13 protein-coding genes, 1 tRNA gene and 1 pseudogene are annotated in these 15019 nt (G+C 71.6%); 9 read left to right on the plus strand and 6 right to left on the minus strand.

Annotated elements, in window-relative coordinates; genetic code table 11:
- Positions 1 to 778: 778 nt before the first annotated feature.
- Both TR46_RS45440 and TR46_RS42805 read right to left on the minus strand, forming a co-directional pair.
- Positions 779 to 1012, minus strand: coding sequence for a transposase domain-containing protein (locus tag TR46_RS45440; protein WP_369406022.1), 234 nt, complete (start codon positions 1010 to 1012; stop codon positions 779 to 781).
- A gap of 374 nt (positions 1013 to 1386) precedes the next feature.
- Positions 1387 to 1551: a hypothetical protein gene (locus tag TR46_RS42805; protein WP_161790247.1), complete on the minus strand. Its 165-nt coding sequence runs from the start codon at positions 1549 to 1551 to the stop codon at positions 1387 to 1389.
- 67 nt (positions 1552 to 1618) lie between these two features.
- Between TR46_RS42805 and TR46_RS41735 the strand changes: the two genes are divergently transcribed.
- Complete coding sequence (locus TR46_RS41735) at positions 1619 to 2032, plus strand: hypothetical protein (protein WP_152626829.1); 414 nt, start codon at positions 1619 to 1621, stop codon at positions 2030 to 2032.
- The gene (locus TR46_RS33445) at positions 2029 to 2376 is read left to right on the plus strand and encodes a transcriptional regulator (protein ID WP_042409630.1); all 348 of its coding nucleotides are present in this window, start codon (positions 2029 to 2031) and stop codon (positions 2374 to 2376) included. Before TR46_RS41735 ends, TR46_RS33445 begins: the two co-directional genes overlap by 4 nt.
- Before the next feature lie 359 nt (positions 2377 to 2735).
- Here the strand turns inward: TR46_RS33445 and TR46_RS33450 are convergent.
- Positions 2736 to 4019, minus strand: a pseudogene (locus TR46_RS33450) (TldD/PmbA family protein); the annotation flags it as partial.
- 103 nt (positions 4020 to 4122) lie between these two features.
- Between TR46_RS33450 and TR46_RS33455 the strand changes: the two are divergent.
- The 3 genes from TR46_RS33455 to fabI all read left to right on the plus strand — a co-directional run bounded on the left by TR46_RS33455 (position 4123) and on the right by fabI (position 5912).
- Positions 4123 to 4196: transfer RNA gene (locus tag TR46_RS33455), tRNA-Met, on the plus strand.
- A 238-nt stretch (positions 4197 to 4434) separates the two neighbouring features.
- Positions 4435 to 5139 (plus strand): 3-oxoacyl-[acyl-carrier-protein] reductase, encoded by a 705-nt coding sequence (fabG, locus tag TR46_RS33460; RefSeq protein WP_042409632.1) that lies wholly within the window; start codon positions 4435 to 4437, stop codon positions 5137 to 5139.
- A gap of 5 nt (positions 5140 to 5144) precedes the next feature.
- On the plus strand, positions 5145 to 5912 hold the full coding sequence (fabI, locus tag TR46_RS33465) for an enoyl-ACP reductase FabI (RefSeq protein ID WP_042409633.1): 768 nt from the start codon (positions 5145 to 5147) through the stop codon (positions 5910 to 5912).
- A gap of 95 nt (positions 5913 to 6007) precedes the next feature.
- Here fabI and TR46_RS33470 read toward each other — a convergent pair whose 3' ends face one another.
- Entirely contained in the window at positions 6008 to 6691 is a 684-nt protein-coding gene (locus TR46_RS33470; RefSeq protein ID WP_042409635.1) for a FadR/GntR family transcriptional regulator, read from the minus strand.
- Between the two features lie 98 nt (positions 6692 to 6789).
- Here TR46_RS33470 and TR46_RS33475 point away from each other — a divergent pair, with 98 nt between their 5' ends.
- The 3 genes from TR46_RS33475 to TR46_RS33480 are packed head-to-tail and all read left to right on the plus strand — an operon-like array spanning position 6790 to position 8912.
- Positions 6790 to 8163, plus strand: coding sequence for an MFS transporter (locus tag TR46_RS33475; RefSeq protein WP_042409637.1), 1374 nt, complete (start codon positions 6790 to 6792; stop codon positions 8161 to 8163).
- A 52-nt stretch (positions 8164 to 8215) separates the two neighbouring features.
- On the plus strand, positions 8216 to 8338 hold the full coding sequence (locus tag TR46_RS45180) for an SGM_5486 family transporter-associated protein (protein ID WP_269084290.1): 123 nt from the start codon (positions 8216 to 8218) through the stop codon (positions 8336 to 8338).
- A 52-nt stretch (positions 8339 to 8390) separates the two neighbouring features.
- Positions 8391 to 8912 (plus strand): SixA phosphatase family protein, encoded by a 522-nt coding sequence (locus TR46_RS33480; RefSeq protein ID WP_042409642.1) that lies wholly within the window; start codon positions 8391 to 8393, stop codon positions 8910 to 8912.
- 153 nt (positions 8913 to 9065) lie between these two features.
- On the opposite strand, the gene serB is transcribed toward TR46_RS33480, so the two are convergent.
- Both serB and TR46_RS33490 read right to left on the minus strand, forming a co-directional pair.
- On the minus strand, positions 9066 to 10310 hold the full coding sequence (serB, locus tag TR46_RS33485; RefSeq protein ID WP_042409644.1) for a phosphoserine phosphatase SerB: 1245 nt from the start codon (positions 10308 to 10310) through the stop codon (positions 9066 to 9068).
- A 66-nt stretch (positions 10311 to 10376) separates the two neighbouring features.
- Entirely contained in the window at positions 10377 to 12185 is a 1809-nt protein-coding gene (locus TR46_RS33490) for a streptophobe family protein (RefSeq protein WP_152626830.1), read from the minus strand.
- 192 nt (positions 12186 to 12377) lie between these two features.
- Here TR46_RS33490 and TR46_RS33495 point away from each other — a divergent pair, with 192 nt between their 5' ends.
- Positions 12378 to 14948: an FHA domain-containing protein gene (locus TR46_RS33495; protein WP_042409648.1), complete on the plus strand. Its 2571-nt coding sequence runs from the start codon at positions 12378 to 12380 to the stop codon at positions 14946 to 14948.
- Positions 14949 to 15019: the final 71 nt, after the last annotated feature.

Here is a 15019-nt window from a genome sequence, read left to right on the forward strand (position 1 = left end):
CCGCGCCATACTCCACGCCCTGCACCACACACCCCAGCCACACGCCCACCCCAACTGACGACCCCGCGACCGCGCAGCCGCCCGGCGCGGGCACAGCGCCGGATGACGGGCGGGCAGGAGACGCGTGGTCCTGCTGCGGGCGGGCCGCAGCTCCCGACCGCGGGCGGCATGAGTGACTGCTCGACCGCTACCTCGCCCGCACCGACTACAACTCCCAACAGGACAACCGCCCCCAGAACCCCGACCACCCGGTCAACCTGTGGGAACCCGCCGACGGCAAGGGCGGGCACGACTACACCGCCCACGGCAGCTTCGACGCCCGCGCCACCGGCCGCAGCCCCCAACTGTGGGCATCCCAGCACCACGGCACGGTCGCACTCCTCGGCCTGGGCCTGCGCGCCGCCGCCGGCCTTAGCGCGGCACGGGCACAGCGACGAAGCCCACCATCGCCCTGACTGCAACCCGCGCGGCACGCGGCCTCCTACAACTGGCCAGCCCGCCCGGCCGCACGGGCACCAACGCGCGCGCCCACCTCGTCGTGCGCCTGCTCGGCGCACGTCAACTCGCCCAGGCCCTGGTATGCGCGCCACGCCCCACAGCCGCGGTCCTGGACTGGGCGCAGCCGTCGATCTCGTGCACGGAGCGAGCATGCTGGCCCAGGGCATGGCCAGCCCGCACCATCGGCGACCAGCCCTGACCGACGCCGGCGCAGGCCTGGTCCTCGCCCTGGGCGGCCACCACCTGGCACGACACCGTCAGGCTCAGCAGCGGTTGATGGTCATGTCCCTTCTTGTGACGCTTGATAGGACGAGCGCTCGAAGAAGGCGAAGGCGAGCACGAAGTACATCACCACACGGGTCGGCAGCAGACGCAGTCGCCGCTCGCGCGCACCCGTTCCTCGAGCACGGCCTCCACCAGCTCGGGCGGGATGACCTGTGTTAACTCGCCCAAGTGACCCTGGGCTCGACACCACAGGGCCCACCAGAGGTCCGGCCCCCTTGACAGGGCGCACGCAGCGCGAAGGCAACGGTGTTGCACGACAAGGGACGCCATCCGGTTGATGGCCGCGGGGATAAGGTCTGCACCCTCAGCCGCTCGGGGGTAGACGGCTGAGGATGCAGACGGGGGCACCGGCGCCGGAGCGTCCACGGCATCTGTGCTGGGACGGTAGCGCCGAGGCGTGGCTCCTCATCCCGGCGACGGACAGGCCGGCGCGGATCAATGGCGGTGCTGTACACCCTGGGTGGGGCCCAGGGCGGACAGCTGGTGCGACGTGGTCTCGCCCGAGGCATCGGCCCTGCCCCAACTAGCTCTTCGCCAACGGGCGAACAACTGCCGGGAAGGGCTGTCACGGCCGTCGGTAGGGCCGCATGCCGAGGCGGCCGCTCAGATGATGACGGTGTTCACAACCGCCGCGATCACGGCGGCGTCCTGCTCTTCCTGCCGCGCCCGCGCGTCGTCCGCCTGCTGGTCGGACTGCTGGTCCCGCTGCTGTTCCTGCGGCTGGTCCTGCTTGTGGGACCGCTCGGAGGACTTGTCTCGCTTGCCCATGGCCTGCTCCTCGTTTCCGTAGCGACTGTAGTTGCATTGTAGGAAAGTAGATGCCACCATGGCAACCATGGATGCTGAACAGGCACGAGCGGATCTCGAGCAGGCCAACCGCTCCTATCAGTCCGCGGTACACCCAGTGCTACCTCCCTGGGTGCCGCCGCTGTGCGCCGTACTGGTAGCAGGTGGGACCGCGCTCGTCGGTGCCGCCCCGTCGAATGGCCTTGCCCGGCTTGCCTGCACCCTGGGTGGGGTCCTCCTGGCCGCGGCGGCGGGCGCAGTGGTCTTCCGGGTCAGGGTCCGCGGTGGCATCTCAGGTCTGCGCGGGCCGGCGCGGGAGTCGGGGACCGCAGTCGTGATCTGCGCGATCGCCTTCCTTGTCAGCGCCACCACGGCCTCGGCGCAGTTGCGCTGGGTGTACGTGGCACTCGGGCTGGTCACCGGTGCGATCACCTGGTGGGTTCTGGCGAGGAGGCACAGATGAGCGGCGTTCTCGACGACGCGTTCCGCGCCACCGCCAGGCTCAAGATCGCCGCTTTCCTCTCGGGCTGCGACGAGGCGGAGTTCCGGGCGGTGCAGGACTACGCCGAGTTGAGCGCGTCGGCGCTGTCGAAGCACGCCGCCGCGCTCGAGGAGTCAGGTCACCTGGCGATCCGCAAGGGCCACGTGGGGAAGATGCCCCGCACCTGGCTGGCCCTGACCGACTTCGGCCGCAAGGCCCTGACCGACCATCTGGCCGCCTTGCAGGAGATCGCCGACAGCGCGGCGCGCCACGCGATGGGTCAGGCCTCGCAGAAGCCGACCGCATCGAGCAGCGCGCCAAGGTGAGGTAGGCCGCGGCAGCAGGGAGCAGCCGCGGCCTACCTCGGGGGATCAGCAGCCGTGGCGCACGGTCTCCGAGACGCTCACGCCGCTGGCCGCCGACGCGGTGGCGACGGAGATCGCGAGCCGGCCGTAGGCACCGGATGGGGTGATCGAGCGAGTCGTTCGTGGTGACCCCGGGGTGGTTCGGGGTCCTCCTCCGGGCACTCCGCCGCTGACTATGAGTCAGCGGCGGAGTCCAAACGGTGTGATGCGGTGACGACCTGGTGCCGACCTCGACGGTCCGTCCGCTCCCGGTAGCGGACGGCCGGACCCTTGTGCGAATTGGCCTGGGGGAGTTTCGCCCTGGCGTATTTTGCCCTCTAACCAGTGAACATCCTGTTGTAGCGCTGCATGTCGATGGACCAGGAGCGGTCCCCGGCGATGTAGACGCCGTCCTCGACGCCCGCGATCAGCCCGGCGGTGTCCGGCCCGGCCACGGCCGGCTGCAGCGAGACGTTCGCCATCCGCTGCACCGGGACGTGGGCGGGGGAGTCGGCGTAGGCGCAGCCGTGGGACCGGCCCAGGCCCTTGAGCCAGGCCATCCGCCGGTCCAGCTGGTAGCCGACCAGGGTGCCGTCCTTCACCAGGTCCCAGGCCTGGGTCCGCACGCCCTCGTCGTCGTAGCCGATGGTGGACAGGCCGTGCTCGGCGGTGCGGTCCCCGGTGACGTGCATGACGTCCGAGCCGTAGCGCAGACTGCCGAGCCGGTCGAAGGTGGCGAAGGAAGTCCCGGCGTACGCGGCCTCGTAGCCCAGCGCCCGGTCCAGCTCGGTGGCGTGGCCGATCGACTCATGGATCGTCAGCCACAGGTTGGTCGGGTCGATCACCAGGTCGTAGCGGCCGGCCTCGACGCTCGGCGCCTTCATCTTCTCGGCCAGCAGCACCGGCAGCTCGGCCAGCTCGGACTCCCAGTCCCAGCCCTTCCCGCGCAGGTACTCCCAGCCCCGGCCGACCGGCGGGGCCAGGGTCCGCATCGAGTCGAACGCGCCGGTGGCCTCGTCCACCGAGACCGCCTCCAGCTCCGGGGACAGCCGGATCCGCTGCTGGGTGGTGACTGTTCCGGCGGAGTCGGCGTAGAACTTGTTCTCCTGCACGGTCAGCAGCGACGCCGTCACATGGGACACGCCCTCGGCGCCCAGCAGCCGGCTGCTCCAGTCGGCGAGCAGTGCGGTCTTCTCCGCGTCGGGCACCTCGAAGGGGTTCACCTCGTACGAGGAGATCCAGGTCGCGTCCGGGTACACCGGCTCCTCGGCCAGCTCCACCACGTCCTCGGTGCCGGAGGCGGCGCCGATGCCCGCGGACAGCCGGGCCACGGCCACGGCCTGCTCGGCGACCCGGGCCGCCGCCGACGGGGTCAGGTCCACCCCGGCCGCGAAGCCCCAGGCGCCGTCCTTCACCACCCGCACGGCGAAGCCGAGCTGCAGGGCGTCCGAGGTCCCGGCGGGCCGCGCGTCCCGCAGCCGCCAGGACGCGCTGCGCACCCGCTCCAGCCGGAAGTCGGCATGGCTCGCGCCGAGTTCGGCGGCCCGCGCCAGCGCCGCGTCGGCCAGCGCCCGCAGCGGCAGTGCCAGGAAGGTGGGATCGAGGGACGGTGATGTGTCCGTCATCAAGCTCCTCCAGGTGATGGGGTCTCGACCGCATCCTGCCCCACCTCCGCCGGAACTCATTCGCTTTTACCGGCGGGACCGGGGTACGGTGTGGACACAACGACGCGGGGTGGAGCAGCTCGGTAGCTCGCTGGGCTCATAACCCAGAGGTCGCAGGTTCAAATCCTGTCCCCGCTACTCGCACGACAGAAGGTCCGGCACCCAGGTGCCGGACCTTCTGTCGTGGCTGCCCGTCCACCGTCGCGCCGCCGCCGATCCCACTGTGGGAAACCCACAGTTGAGCGCCGTTTCCACTGTCGGCCGCCGATTCGCCTAGCTGCATCGTCTGCGGATAGCGTCGCCATGCGTAGGCCTGCGTACTCATGCGTTGGCTGCTTCTGCCAGTAGCTGTCACCCAGGAGAGAGAGGTGGACCGTTGAGCCGCTCGGTTCTCGTCACCGGAGGCAACCGGGGCATCGGCCTCGCCATCGCCCGAGCCTTCGCCGAGGCGGGCGACAAGGTCGCCGTCACCTACCGCTCCGGTGAGCCCCCGGAGGGTTTCTTCGGGGTCAAGTGCGACATCACCGACGCCGAGCAGGTCGACCAGGCCTTCAAGGAGGTCGAGGCGGAGCACGGGCCCGTGGAGGTGCTGGTCGCCAACGCCGGGGTCACCAAGGACACCCTGCTGCTGCGCATGTCCGAGGAGGACTTCACCTCGGTCGTCGACACCAACCTGACCGGCGCGTTCCGCGTCGTGAAGCGCGCCTCCAAGCTGATGATGCGTGCCCGCAAGGGCCGGGTCGTGCTGATCTCCTCGGTCGTCGGTCTCACCGGCTCCCCGGGCCAGGCCAACTACGCCGCCTCCAAGGCCGGCCTGGTGGGCTTCGCCCGCTCGCTGGCGCGCGAACTGGGCCCGCGCAACATCACCGTCAATGTGGTCGCCCCCGGTTTCGTCGACACCGACATGACCGCGGTGCTCAGCGACGAGCGCCGGGCCGAGATCGTCGCAGGCGTGCCGCTGGGCCGCTACGCCGATGCGGCCGAGATCGCGTCCACCGTGCGCTTCCTCTCCTCCGACGAGGCCGCGTACATCACCGGAGCCGTCATTCCCGTCGACGGCGGATTGGGCATGGGTCACTGACCGACATGAGTGGAATCCTCGAAGGCAAGCGCATCCTCGTCACCGGCGTGCTGATGGAGTCCTCCATCGCGTTCCAGGTGGCCAAGCTGGCCCAGGAGCAGGGCGCGGAGATCATCCTCAGCGCCTGGCCCCGCCCCAGCCTGACCGAGCGCATCGCCAAGAAGCTGCCCAAGCCCGTCAAGGTGCTGGAGCTCGACGTCACCAACCAGGAGCACCTGGACGGGCTGGCCGAGAAGGTCCGCGACGAACTGGGCGGCCTGGACGGCATCGTGCACTCCATCGGGTTCGCCCCCCAGGACGCCCTGGGCGGCAACTTCCTCAACACCCCGTGGGAGTCCGTGGCCACCGCCGTGCACGTCTCGGCGTTCTCGCTGAAGTCGCTGACCATGGCCTGCCTGCCGCTGATGGAGGAGGGCGGCTCGGTGGTCGGCCTGACCTTCGACGCCACCATCGCCTGGCCGCAGTACGACTGGATGGGTCCGGCCAAGGCCGCGCTGGAGGCCACCTCCCGCTACCTGGCCCGCGACCTCGGCAAGCAGAACGTCCGCTGCAACCTGGTGTCGGCCGGCCCGCTCAAGTCGATGGCCGCCAAGTCGATCCCCGGCTTCGACACCCTGGCCGACACCTGGAACGTCCGCTCCCCGCTGGCCTGGGACGTCACCGACCCCGAGCCGGCCGGCCGCGGTGTGGTCGCCCTGCTCTCCGACTGGTTCCCCAAGACCACCGGCGAGATCGTCCACGTGGACGGCGGCCTCCACGCCATCGGCGCCTGATTCAGCGGAGCTGAATTCAGGGGCGCGAGGAACTGCGCGGCCAACCACCACCAAGGTGCACGGTTGACCGTACAGTTCCCCGCGCCCCCTCAGGTTCACCCCACGGCGGCGTCCTCCACACTGCACCGCCCCACAACCCAAGCCGCCCGCTCCGCCGCCCTCTCCGCGTCCCCGACCCGAATCGCCTCGACGATGTCGGCATGCGGGATGTAGCGGTCCGCCGCCAGCACCGGCCCGACGTCGTTGCGCAGATGCGCCCGCAGCACCTCGCCCAGGTCCGCGTAGAGCGCGGCCAGCACGTCGTTGTGGCTGGCAGCCACCACCGCCTGGTGGAACGCAGCGTCGGCCTGGATGAACGACTCGGCGTCCCCGCTCCTCCAGGCCTCCTCCCGCCGCTCGCTGGCGAGCGCCAGCAGCTCCAGGTCCCGTTCGGTCCGCCGTCCCGCGGCGAGCCGGGCCGCGGACGACTCCAGCGTCGCGCGCAGCTCGGCGACCTGCTCCTGCTCGGCGTCGGCGAACCGCCGGTGCATCACCCCGGCCAGCTCGCTGGTGGCCAGGACATAGGTCCCCGAGCCCTGCCGGATGTCCAGCAGCCCGTTGTGCGCCAGCGCCCTGACCGCCTCGCGGACGGTGTTCCGGGCCACGCCCAGTTGTTCGACCAGCTCGACCTCGGTGGGGATGCGTGAGCCCACCGGCCACTCGCCCGAGGTGATCTGGATTCGCAGCTGCGCGATCACCTGGTCGGCCAGCGGCTCGCGCCGGGGCGAGGTCAGTGCCATGAACGCTCCTTGTCGAGGGGGTGGAGTGATCCCATCATCGCGCCTCTCCGGCGGAAAAAGCGTACCCAAAAGTCATCCCATCATTCTATGATGGCCCCATGCCTGCCGCTGAAGCCACCGCACCCACGCCCGCATCCGCCTCCACGCCCCCGCCCTCGTCGTCGTCCTCGTCCCCGTTCACCGCCGCCGACGACCGGGTCCCCGCCCTCACCCCTCAGCGCGCCGGCTTGCTGCTCGTCGTCGCCATCGCGGTGGCGGCCTTCAACCTCCGCCCCGCCGTCGCCGCCCTCGGGCCGATGCTGGACCAGGTCCGCAGCACGCTGGGGATGAGTGCGGCCGTCGCCGGGATCCTGACCGCGCTGCCCTCGCTCTGCTTCGCCCTGTTCGGCCTGCTGGCGCCGACCGCGGCCCGGCGGATCGGCCCCGCCGCCACCGTCTGCGCCGGCATGGGCGCCATCGCCCTCGGCCTGGCGGCCCGTGCGATCGCCCCGGACAGCGCGCTGTTCCTGCTGCTCAGCGCCCTGGCCCTGGGCGGCATCGCGGTCTCCAACGTGCTGATGCCGGTGCTGGTCAAGCGCTACTTCCCGGACCGGGTGGGTCCGGTCACCGGGCTCTACTCGATGTCTCTGGCGCTCGGCACCTCCGCGGCCGCCGCCGTCGCGGTCCCGCTCACCAACGCGCTGGGCGGCAGCTGGCGCGTCGGCCTCGGCATCTGGTCGCTGACCGCGGCCGTGGCCCTGGTGATCTGGCTGGCCCAACTCGCGGTCACACGCCGCGCCGACGCCCGCGCGGGTTCGGCCGCAGCCTCGGGTGCAGCCTCCGGCGCGGCCCCGGGCGCGGCCCCGGCTGCGGCCGCCGCCCCGGTCGGGCTGCGGATCACCCGCAGCCGTACCGCCTGGGCCCTGGCCGCCTTCTTCGGCCTGCAGGCCACCGCTGCCTACGCCACCCTGGGCTGGCTGCCGCAGATCTTCCAGGACGCCGGCCTCTCGAACTCCGAGTCCGGGCTGCTGCTCGCCGTCTCCATGGTCGTCAGCGCCCCGCTGTCCTTCGTCATCCCCGCCTACGCCGCCCGCCGCCCGGACCAGGGCGTGATCGTCGTCGCGCTGTCGCTGGCCGGCCTGGCCGCCTATGCCGGCCTGGCCTTCGCCCCGGCCGCCGCCCCCTGGGCGTGGGCGCTGCTCGCCGGGCTGGCCAACTGCGCCTTCCCGCTCACCCTGACCATGATCGGGCTGCGCTCCAGGACCGGCGAGGGCGTCACCCGGCTCTCCTCCTTCACCCAGGGCGTCGGCTATCTGATCTCGGTGCCGGGACCGATCCTGATCGGCGTCCTCTACCAGCGCGAGCACGGCTGGTACGGCCCGCTGGCCTTCCTCGCGGTGCTGATGACGGTCCAGGCCTTCGTCGGTCGCCGGGCCGCCCGGCCGCGCCAGATCGAGGACGAGCTCGGTGCGCCGGCGGCCCGGGGGCACTGAGGGGGAGACCCCCGCCGGTTCTCATCCTGAACCAGGTGGCAGACTCGTCGGCATGCCCGTTCTCGATCCCCATCCCACCGGCGGCAACAAGAAGCTGCTGCAGATGTTCGGCCTGATCCTCGCCATCCTCGTGGTGATCGGCGTCGTCGCCTCGTTCGCCACCACAATGGGCTGACTTGGTCCCGCTCCCAGTACCCGGTTCCGGGAATTCTGGGAAGCTGGCAGGTATGAGCGTCGATTCGTCCCGCAGGATCATCGTCCTCCGGCACGCCAAGGCCGACTGGCCCGCCGTGCCCGACCACGAGCGGCCGCTGGCCGACCGCGGCCGCAAGGACGCACCCGTCGCCGGACGCTGGCTCGCCGGCACCGGCATCACCCCAGACCTGGCCCTGTGCTCCACCTCCGAGCGCACCAGGGAGACCTGGAAGCTCTTCGCCCACGAGCTTCCGACCCGCCCCAGAACGGTCTACGAGGAGCGCCTCTACGAGGCCAGCCCGGGCCGGCTGATCGAGGTCATGCAGGAAGTCGTCCCGGAGGAGGTCGGGACCGTCCTGCTGGTCGGCCACAACCCGGGTGTGCAGGGCCTGACCGAGGTACTGGCCGGCGGCTTCGAGGGCGACACCCTGCCCCGGCTGCGCAGCTCCGGATTCCCGACCTCCGCGGTCGCGGTGCTCACCCTCGACACGCCCTGGAAGGCCCTGGAACCGGGCGTGGGCCACCTCACCACCTTCTGGTCGCCCAAGGACTGAGTCCAAGGACTGAGTCCAAGGACTGAGTCCAAGGACCGACCGGCAGGCCACCGGCAGACAGCCCTCGACAAAGGGGCGCGCGACCAACTTCGCGCGCCCCTCACCGTTGTCGCGCTCACACCCGCTGCGGCACGGGCGCGTGCCGGCGCAGGCTCAGTGCGTCGCTGACGGGTCGTCGTCCGCGTCCTCGACCTCTTCGCGGGAGATGCCCAGCAGGTAGAGGACGGTGTCCAGGAAGGGGACGTTGACCGCGGTGTCGGCGGCCTCGCGGACCACCGGCTTCGCGTTGAAGGCGACGCCCAGGCCGGCCGCGTTGAGCATGTCCAGATCGTTGGCGCCGTCGCCGATCGCGATGGTCTGCTCCAGCGGGACGCCCGCCGACTCGGCGAAGCGGGCGAGCATCCGGGCCTTGCCGGCCCGGTCCACGATCTCGCCGACCACCCGGCCGGTGAACTTGCCGTCCACCACCTCCAGGGTGTTGGCCGCGGCGAAGTCCAGCCCCAGCCGCTCCGCCAGGTCGTCGGTGACCTGGGTGAAGCCGCCGGAGACGATGGCGACCTGGTAGCCCAGCCGCTTCAGGGTGCGGATCAGGGTCCTGGCCCCCGGCGTCAGCCGGACCTCGGCGCGGACCTTGGCGACCACGTCCGCGTCCAGCCCCGCCAGCAGCGCCACCCGGGCCCTTAGCGACTCGGCGAAGTCCAGCTCCCCGGCCATCGCCGCCGCGGTCACCGCGGCCACCTCGGCCTCGCAACCCGCGTGCGCGGCGAAGAGCTCGATCACCTCGTCCTGGATCAGCGTGGAGTCGACGTCCATCACGACCAGCCGCTTCGCCCGCCGCTGCAGCCCGGACCGGACCACCGCCACATCGACCCGCTGCACCGCCGCCTCTGCGGCGAGCTCGGTCCGCAGCCGCTCGGTCGGCACTCCGGAGACGGCCAGCTCCACCGCCGTGACCGGGTACTTGGCCAGCCGGAAGACCCGGTCGATGTTGCCGCCGCAGTCGGTGATCCGGGCGCTGAGCGCGGCCACTGAGGCTGCGCTCAGCGGATGGCCCAGCACGGTGACATGCGAACGGCCCTCCCCGCGCGGGCGGTTGTCGCCGGTGCCGGAGAGGACCTCGGCCTGCAGGTGCTGCCGGTCGGCCCACTGGTGCACGGTGGCCCGCAGCTCGCCCTCCTGCGGCGTCGCGGTCACCAGCGCGCAGAGCACGATCCGGCCCCGGGTCACGACCTGCTCGAAGTCGACGACGTCGACCCCGTACTCCGCGAGGGTGGTGAAGAGGCCGGTGGTGATGCCCGGACGGTCCTTGCCGAACACCTTGACCAGCAGGGTCCGGGGTGCGCGGGCGTCCGACGTCGCAACGGGGGCGGCCTCGGGGGCCGGGGGCTGAGCGCTCATGATGCGGCCAACGCTACCTGGCCGCGGCGGTCGCTCCGAGTCCCGTCCCGCCCACCGGACAGCGGGTTACCTCCCAGGTGGGGCGGTGGGCGGCGGCGGTGTCTGTGCGGGACCGCCCGAGTACGGGTTGTAGCCGCCGGGCGGCGGCCCCGCCGGCGGCGGCGCAGTGGGCCGGGAGGCCGGCGGAGCCGGGGGAGCCGGGGGAGCGGCGTACGGGTTGTCCGGCGCGGGCGCGGGCGGCCGCCCGCCGCCCGGCGGAAGGTACGGCTGGGGTTGCGGCTGCGACTGGGGTTGCGGCGGCTGCCGGTACGGCTGCTGCTCCTGCCGCGTCGTCGGGTACTCGCCCTGGTACTGCGCCGGATAGCCGGCGGGGTACTCCGCCGTCCGGCCGGGGACGTCCCGGCCGCCGCCCGGGTACGACGGCGACGGGGTCAGCACCACCCGCTTGGCGGAGGCGAACTGCGCCACCAGCAGCGCCCCGAGGAAGCCGAACACCGCTCCCTCCACCAGCCCCAGCAAGATCCCCAGCAGCAGGTTCCCGCTGATGCTCAGCCCCGCGCCGACCGCGTTGAAGCCGAACACCGACAGGTTCGCGTTCACCGACACGTCCGCCAGCACCAGCAGCACCGGTGTGACCACGGCCATGGCGACGCCCAGCCGCAGCGCCGCACCGCCCGCCTCGCGCACCCCGCTCTGCGGCAGCACCGGGCGAGGGGTCCGCACCGCCGCCACCACGCCCACCGCCAGCAGCATCAGCGCCACCGCGACCGGCAGCAGCCAGACCCGGCCGTCCAACTGCGCCAGCTTGGACAAGGTGATGCTCTGCCCGGTGCCGCCCTTGAGCAGTTGGTCCACCGGCGAGGGCAGGAACTGCGCCAGCGGACCGCTGGCCTTGCCGTTGAAGGGGACCGCCATGCCCAGCACCACGACCAGGAACACACCATTGGGGGCGGCCAGGAGCGCGGCGCCGACGGTCTTCGCCCCGCCGTTGCCCGTCAGCCCGACCACGATCCCGGCGACCGCGCCCACCAGCACTGCGCCGACCAGGACGGTCACCACGGCCGAGGCGACCGGGCGGACCGTGCGGCGCAGCGCGTCCCAGCCGACCGGCAGCGGGCTGCGCCTGGAGGCGGCCAGCGCCAGCGCCAGCACCACCAGCACCCACAGCAGTCCGAGGGCGAGCGTCGGCGCCAGGTTCACCTTGAAACCCACCGTCGGATCGGTGTTGCCGCCCAGGATGCTGCCGACCCCGCCCAGCACCCCGCCGAGCCCGCCGCCCGACCCGGACCCCGATCCGGAGCTGTTGTTGCCGATCAGCCCGCCGAGTCCGCCCAGCGGGTCGCCGCCCCCGGAACCCGAACCGCTGCCGCTTCCGCTCCCGGTGCCCGGCAGCGAGTTCAGCTTGATCGCCACGGTCCCGTTGCCGGACCAGGCCACCACGGCAAGCAGCACCATGAAGGCGACCACCGCGCCGCCCGCCCTGGCCAGCACCTGACCCGGCGCCGGCACCGGGAAGCGCCGCAGCGGCCTGACGAACAGCCAGCCCAGCACCACTGCACCCACCAGGGTGATTCCCAGCGGGACGATCCCGATCGCTCCCTGGGCCCCGGCCGCGTCGATTCCGAAGAACGAGACGTCACCCGAGGGGCTGATCCTTCCGCCGACCGCCATCGAGACCAGGGCCGCGACCAGCGCCCCCAGCGAGGCGTAGGTGTCCAGGCCCAGCAGGTGGATCCCCAGCGCGGCCACCGCCGCCATCGCCGCGAAGGCCCAACTCACGGCCACCGCCCCGGAGACCGCCCCGTACAGCGCGCCGTCGCGCAATCCGCCGACCGACCCGGCAGCGCCCGCCACCGGCCGCTGGTGCCCGTACACCGTCATCGTCTAACCGCCCCCATACCGAACCGCCTGCTCTGCCGTCAGGTTGCCACAGGGTCACGGTAGTGGGGTCCGGTTCCCCCGACGTTGATCGAGCTGGAATGATTCCCCCCATCGTTCGGCATCCCTAAACTTCCCCTGTCAAGAGTGGGGACTATCTCGGGGGACTACATCGTGGGGCAGGCAACAGTGCCGCAGCTGGTACTTGAACTCAACGGACAACGCAGAACACTTGAACCCGGCCGCAGCTATACGATCGGGCGCGATCCGCAGTCCGATGTGGCGGTGGACGACGCCAGGGTCTCCTGGCGGCACGCGACCATCGCGTACCACGGCAACGGCTGGGTCATGGAGGACCTGGGCAGCACCAACGGCACCTTCGCCAACGGGCACAGAGCCAATCAGGTCCCGCTCGGGCAGGGCGCCGTGGTGACCCTCGGCAACGCCGAGAGCGGCCCGCGGCTCTCCTTCGCCGGTCTGCCCAGCCCGGTCGCCCCGGTCGGCGGCGACGCCTGGCACAACCAGGGAACGGCCCGCTTCAACCCCGGCGCCCAGGGCCAGGGCGGCGGCGCCCAGGCCGGCTACGCCCAGCAGCCGCAGGCGCAGCAGGCCCAGCAGTGGGAGCAACAGCAGCACGGCGGCGGCGCTTCGGTGCCGCCCCAGCAGGGCGGCGGCTACAGCGGAGGCTACGCCCAGCAGCCCTCGCAGCCCGCGCCCGAGCCGGTCTACGGCTCGCGCAACCCCACCATGGTCCGCAACCTGGCCGGCGGCCTGCGCACCATCAGGATCGGCCGCGGGCTGGACAACGAGCTGGTCGTCTCCGACCTGTCGGTCTCGCGGCACCACGCGGAACTGCGCCAGTTGCAGGACGGCCGCTACGAGATCGTCGACCTCGAGAGCCACAACGGCACCTACCTCAACGGCCAGCCGATCTCCCGTCAGCTGCTCGGCCCCAACGACATCGTCGGCGTCGGCCACTCCACCTTCCGACTGGTCGGGGACCAGCTCGAGGAGTTCGTCGACACCGGTGAGGTCTCCTTCTCGGCCCGCCACCTGCTGGTCAAGGTCCAGCACAAGGGCGCCGACAAGATCCTGCTGAACAACGTCAGCTTCGGGGTCCCGGAGAAGTCACTGGTCGCGGTCATCGGCCCGTCCGGCTCCGGCAAGTCCACGCTGCTGCGGGCGCTCACCGGCTACCGCCCGGCGGACAACGGCGACGTGCTGTACGACGGCCGCAACCTCTACAAGCAGTTCGCCGAGCTGCGCCAGCGCATCGGGCTGGTACCGCAGGACGACATCCTGCACTCCCAGCTGACGGTCCGTACCGCCCTGAAGTACGCGGCCGAGCTGCGGTTCCCCGGCGACACCGAGGCCGCCGAGCGCGAGCGCCGGGTCGACGAGGTGCTCACCGAGCTGCACCTGGAGAAGCGGGCCGACAACCGCATCACGGCTCTCTCCGGCGGCCAGCGCAAGCGCGTCTCGGTCGCCCTGGAGCTGCTCACCAAGCCGTCGCTGATCTTCCTGGACGAGCCCACCTCGGGCCTGGACCCGGGCATGGACCGCGACGTCATGAAGATGCTGCGCGGCCTGGCCGACGAGGGCCGCACGGTCCTGGTGGTCACCCACTCGGTGGCCGAACTGGCGCTCTGCGACCGGCTGCTGGTGATGGCGCCGGGCGGTTCGGTGGCCTACTTCGGCCCGCCCAAGGAGGCGCTGCACTTCTTCGGGTACGAGACCTGGGCCGACGTCTTCCAGGCCTTCGAGAACTACCCGGACCACGACTGGGCCGGGCGGTTCCGCGGCTCGGTGCACTACCAGATGTACTCGGCCGACGTCGAAGCCGTGCAGGCCCAGTCCGTGCAGATACAGCACGAGCAGTCCAAGCCGCCGAAGCAGCAGAGCTGGGGCTCCCAGCTGTCCACCCTGATCCGCCGCTACGTCAGCGTCATCGCCGCCGACCGCGGCTATGTCGGCCTGCTCGTCGCCCTGCCGCTGATCATGGGCGTGATGAGCATCGCCATCCCGGCCCAGTTCGGATTCGGGCCGGCGACCAAGGCCCCGGCGGGCGGCGGGCCCGCGCTCAACACCGACGCCGCCACCGTGCTGCTGGTGCTGGGGGTGGGAGCCGCCCTCACGGGTGCGGCCAACGCGGTCCGCGAGCTGATCAAGGAACGGGTGATCTACGAGCGCGAACGCGCGGTCGGCCTGTCCCGCTCCGCCTACATGATGTCCAAGGTGGTCGTGCTGGGGGTGATCACCGCGGTGCAGACGGCGGTGCTCGCCGGCATCGGCGTGCTGCCGCGGCCCGGGGCCACCGAGGGCCTGCTGGTCAAGGCGACACCGCAGATCGAGATGATCCTGGTGGTGATGCTGCTCGGGATCACCTCGATGATGCTCGGCCTGGTCGTCTCCGCCGTGGTGAAGACCGCCGAGAAGACCATGCCGCTGCTGGTGCTGATCGCGATCATCCAGGTCGTCTTCTGCGGTTCGCTGTTCCCGCTCTTCGGCACTCCGGGCCTGGAGCAGGTCGCCTGGCTGTCCCCGTCCCGCTGGGCGGTGGCCGCCGAGGCGGCGACGATCAACCTGCCGAAGATCATGGGTCCGCCGCAGGGCAAGACCACCACCGACCCGCTGTGGCAGCACACCCTGGGCCAGTGGGGCGTCGACGTCGGCGTGCTGGTGCTGCTCGGGGTGGTCTGCGCCTTCCTGGTGGTCAGGCTGCTGCGCAGGCACGAGCCCGAGGTCATGCGCAAGCGCTGATCCGGCCGGGCCGACCTGGGCCGCGCACCTGTCCCGACAGGTGCGCGGCCCTCTGCCGTATCGAATCGATA

Origin of the sequence: Streptacidiphilus carbonis (assembly GCF_000787775.1) — a bacterium.
GTDB classification, from domain to species: domain Bacteria; phylum Actinomycetota; class Actinomycetes; order Streptomycetales; family Streptomycetaceae; genus Streptacidiphilus; species Streptacidiphilus carbonis.

What these genes read in the sequence shown, in the direction of transcription:
- TR46_RS42805 (WP_161790247.1), bottom strand. Translation starts at nt 1,551, where the DNA reads ATGGGCAAGCGAGACAAGTCCTCCGAGCGGTCCCACAAGCAGGACCAG.
- TR46_RS41735 (WP_152626829.1), top strand. Translation starts at nt 1,619, where the DNA reads ATGGATGCTGAACAGGCACGAGCGGATCTCGAGCAGGCCAACCGCTCC.
- TR46_RS33445 (WP_042409630.1), top strand. Translation starts at nt 2,029, where the DNA reads ATGAGCGGCGTTCTCGACGACGCGTTCCGCGCCACCGCCAGGCTCAAG.
- fabI (WP_042409633.1), top strand. Translation starts at nt 5,145, where the DNA reads ATGAGTGGAATCCTCGAAGGCAAGCGCATCCTCGTCACCGGCGTGCTG.
- TR46_RS33470 (WP_042409635.1), bottom strand. Translation starts at nt 6,691, where the DNA reads ATGGCACTGACCTCGCCCCGGCGCGAGCCGCTGGCCGACCAGGTGATC.
- TR46_RS33475 (WP_042409637.1), top strand. Translation starts at nt 6,790, where the DNA reads ATGCCTGCCGCTGAAGCCACCGCACCCACGCCCGCATCCGCCTCCACG.
- TR46_RS45180 (WP_269084290.1), top strand. Translation starts at nt 8,216, where the DNA reads ATGCCCGTTCTCGATCCCCATCCCACCGGCGGCAACAAGAAGCTGCTG.
- TR46_RS33480 (WP_042409642.1), top strand. Translation starts at nt 8,391, where the DNA reads ATGAGCGTCGATTCGTCCCGCAGGATCATCGTCCTCCGGCACGCCAAG.
- serB (WP_042409644.1), bottom strand. Translation starts at nt 10,310, where the DNA reads ATGAGCGCTCAGCCCCCGGCCCCCGAGGCCGCCCCCGTTGCGACGTCG.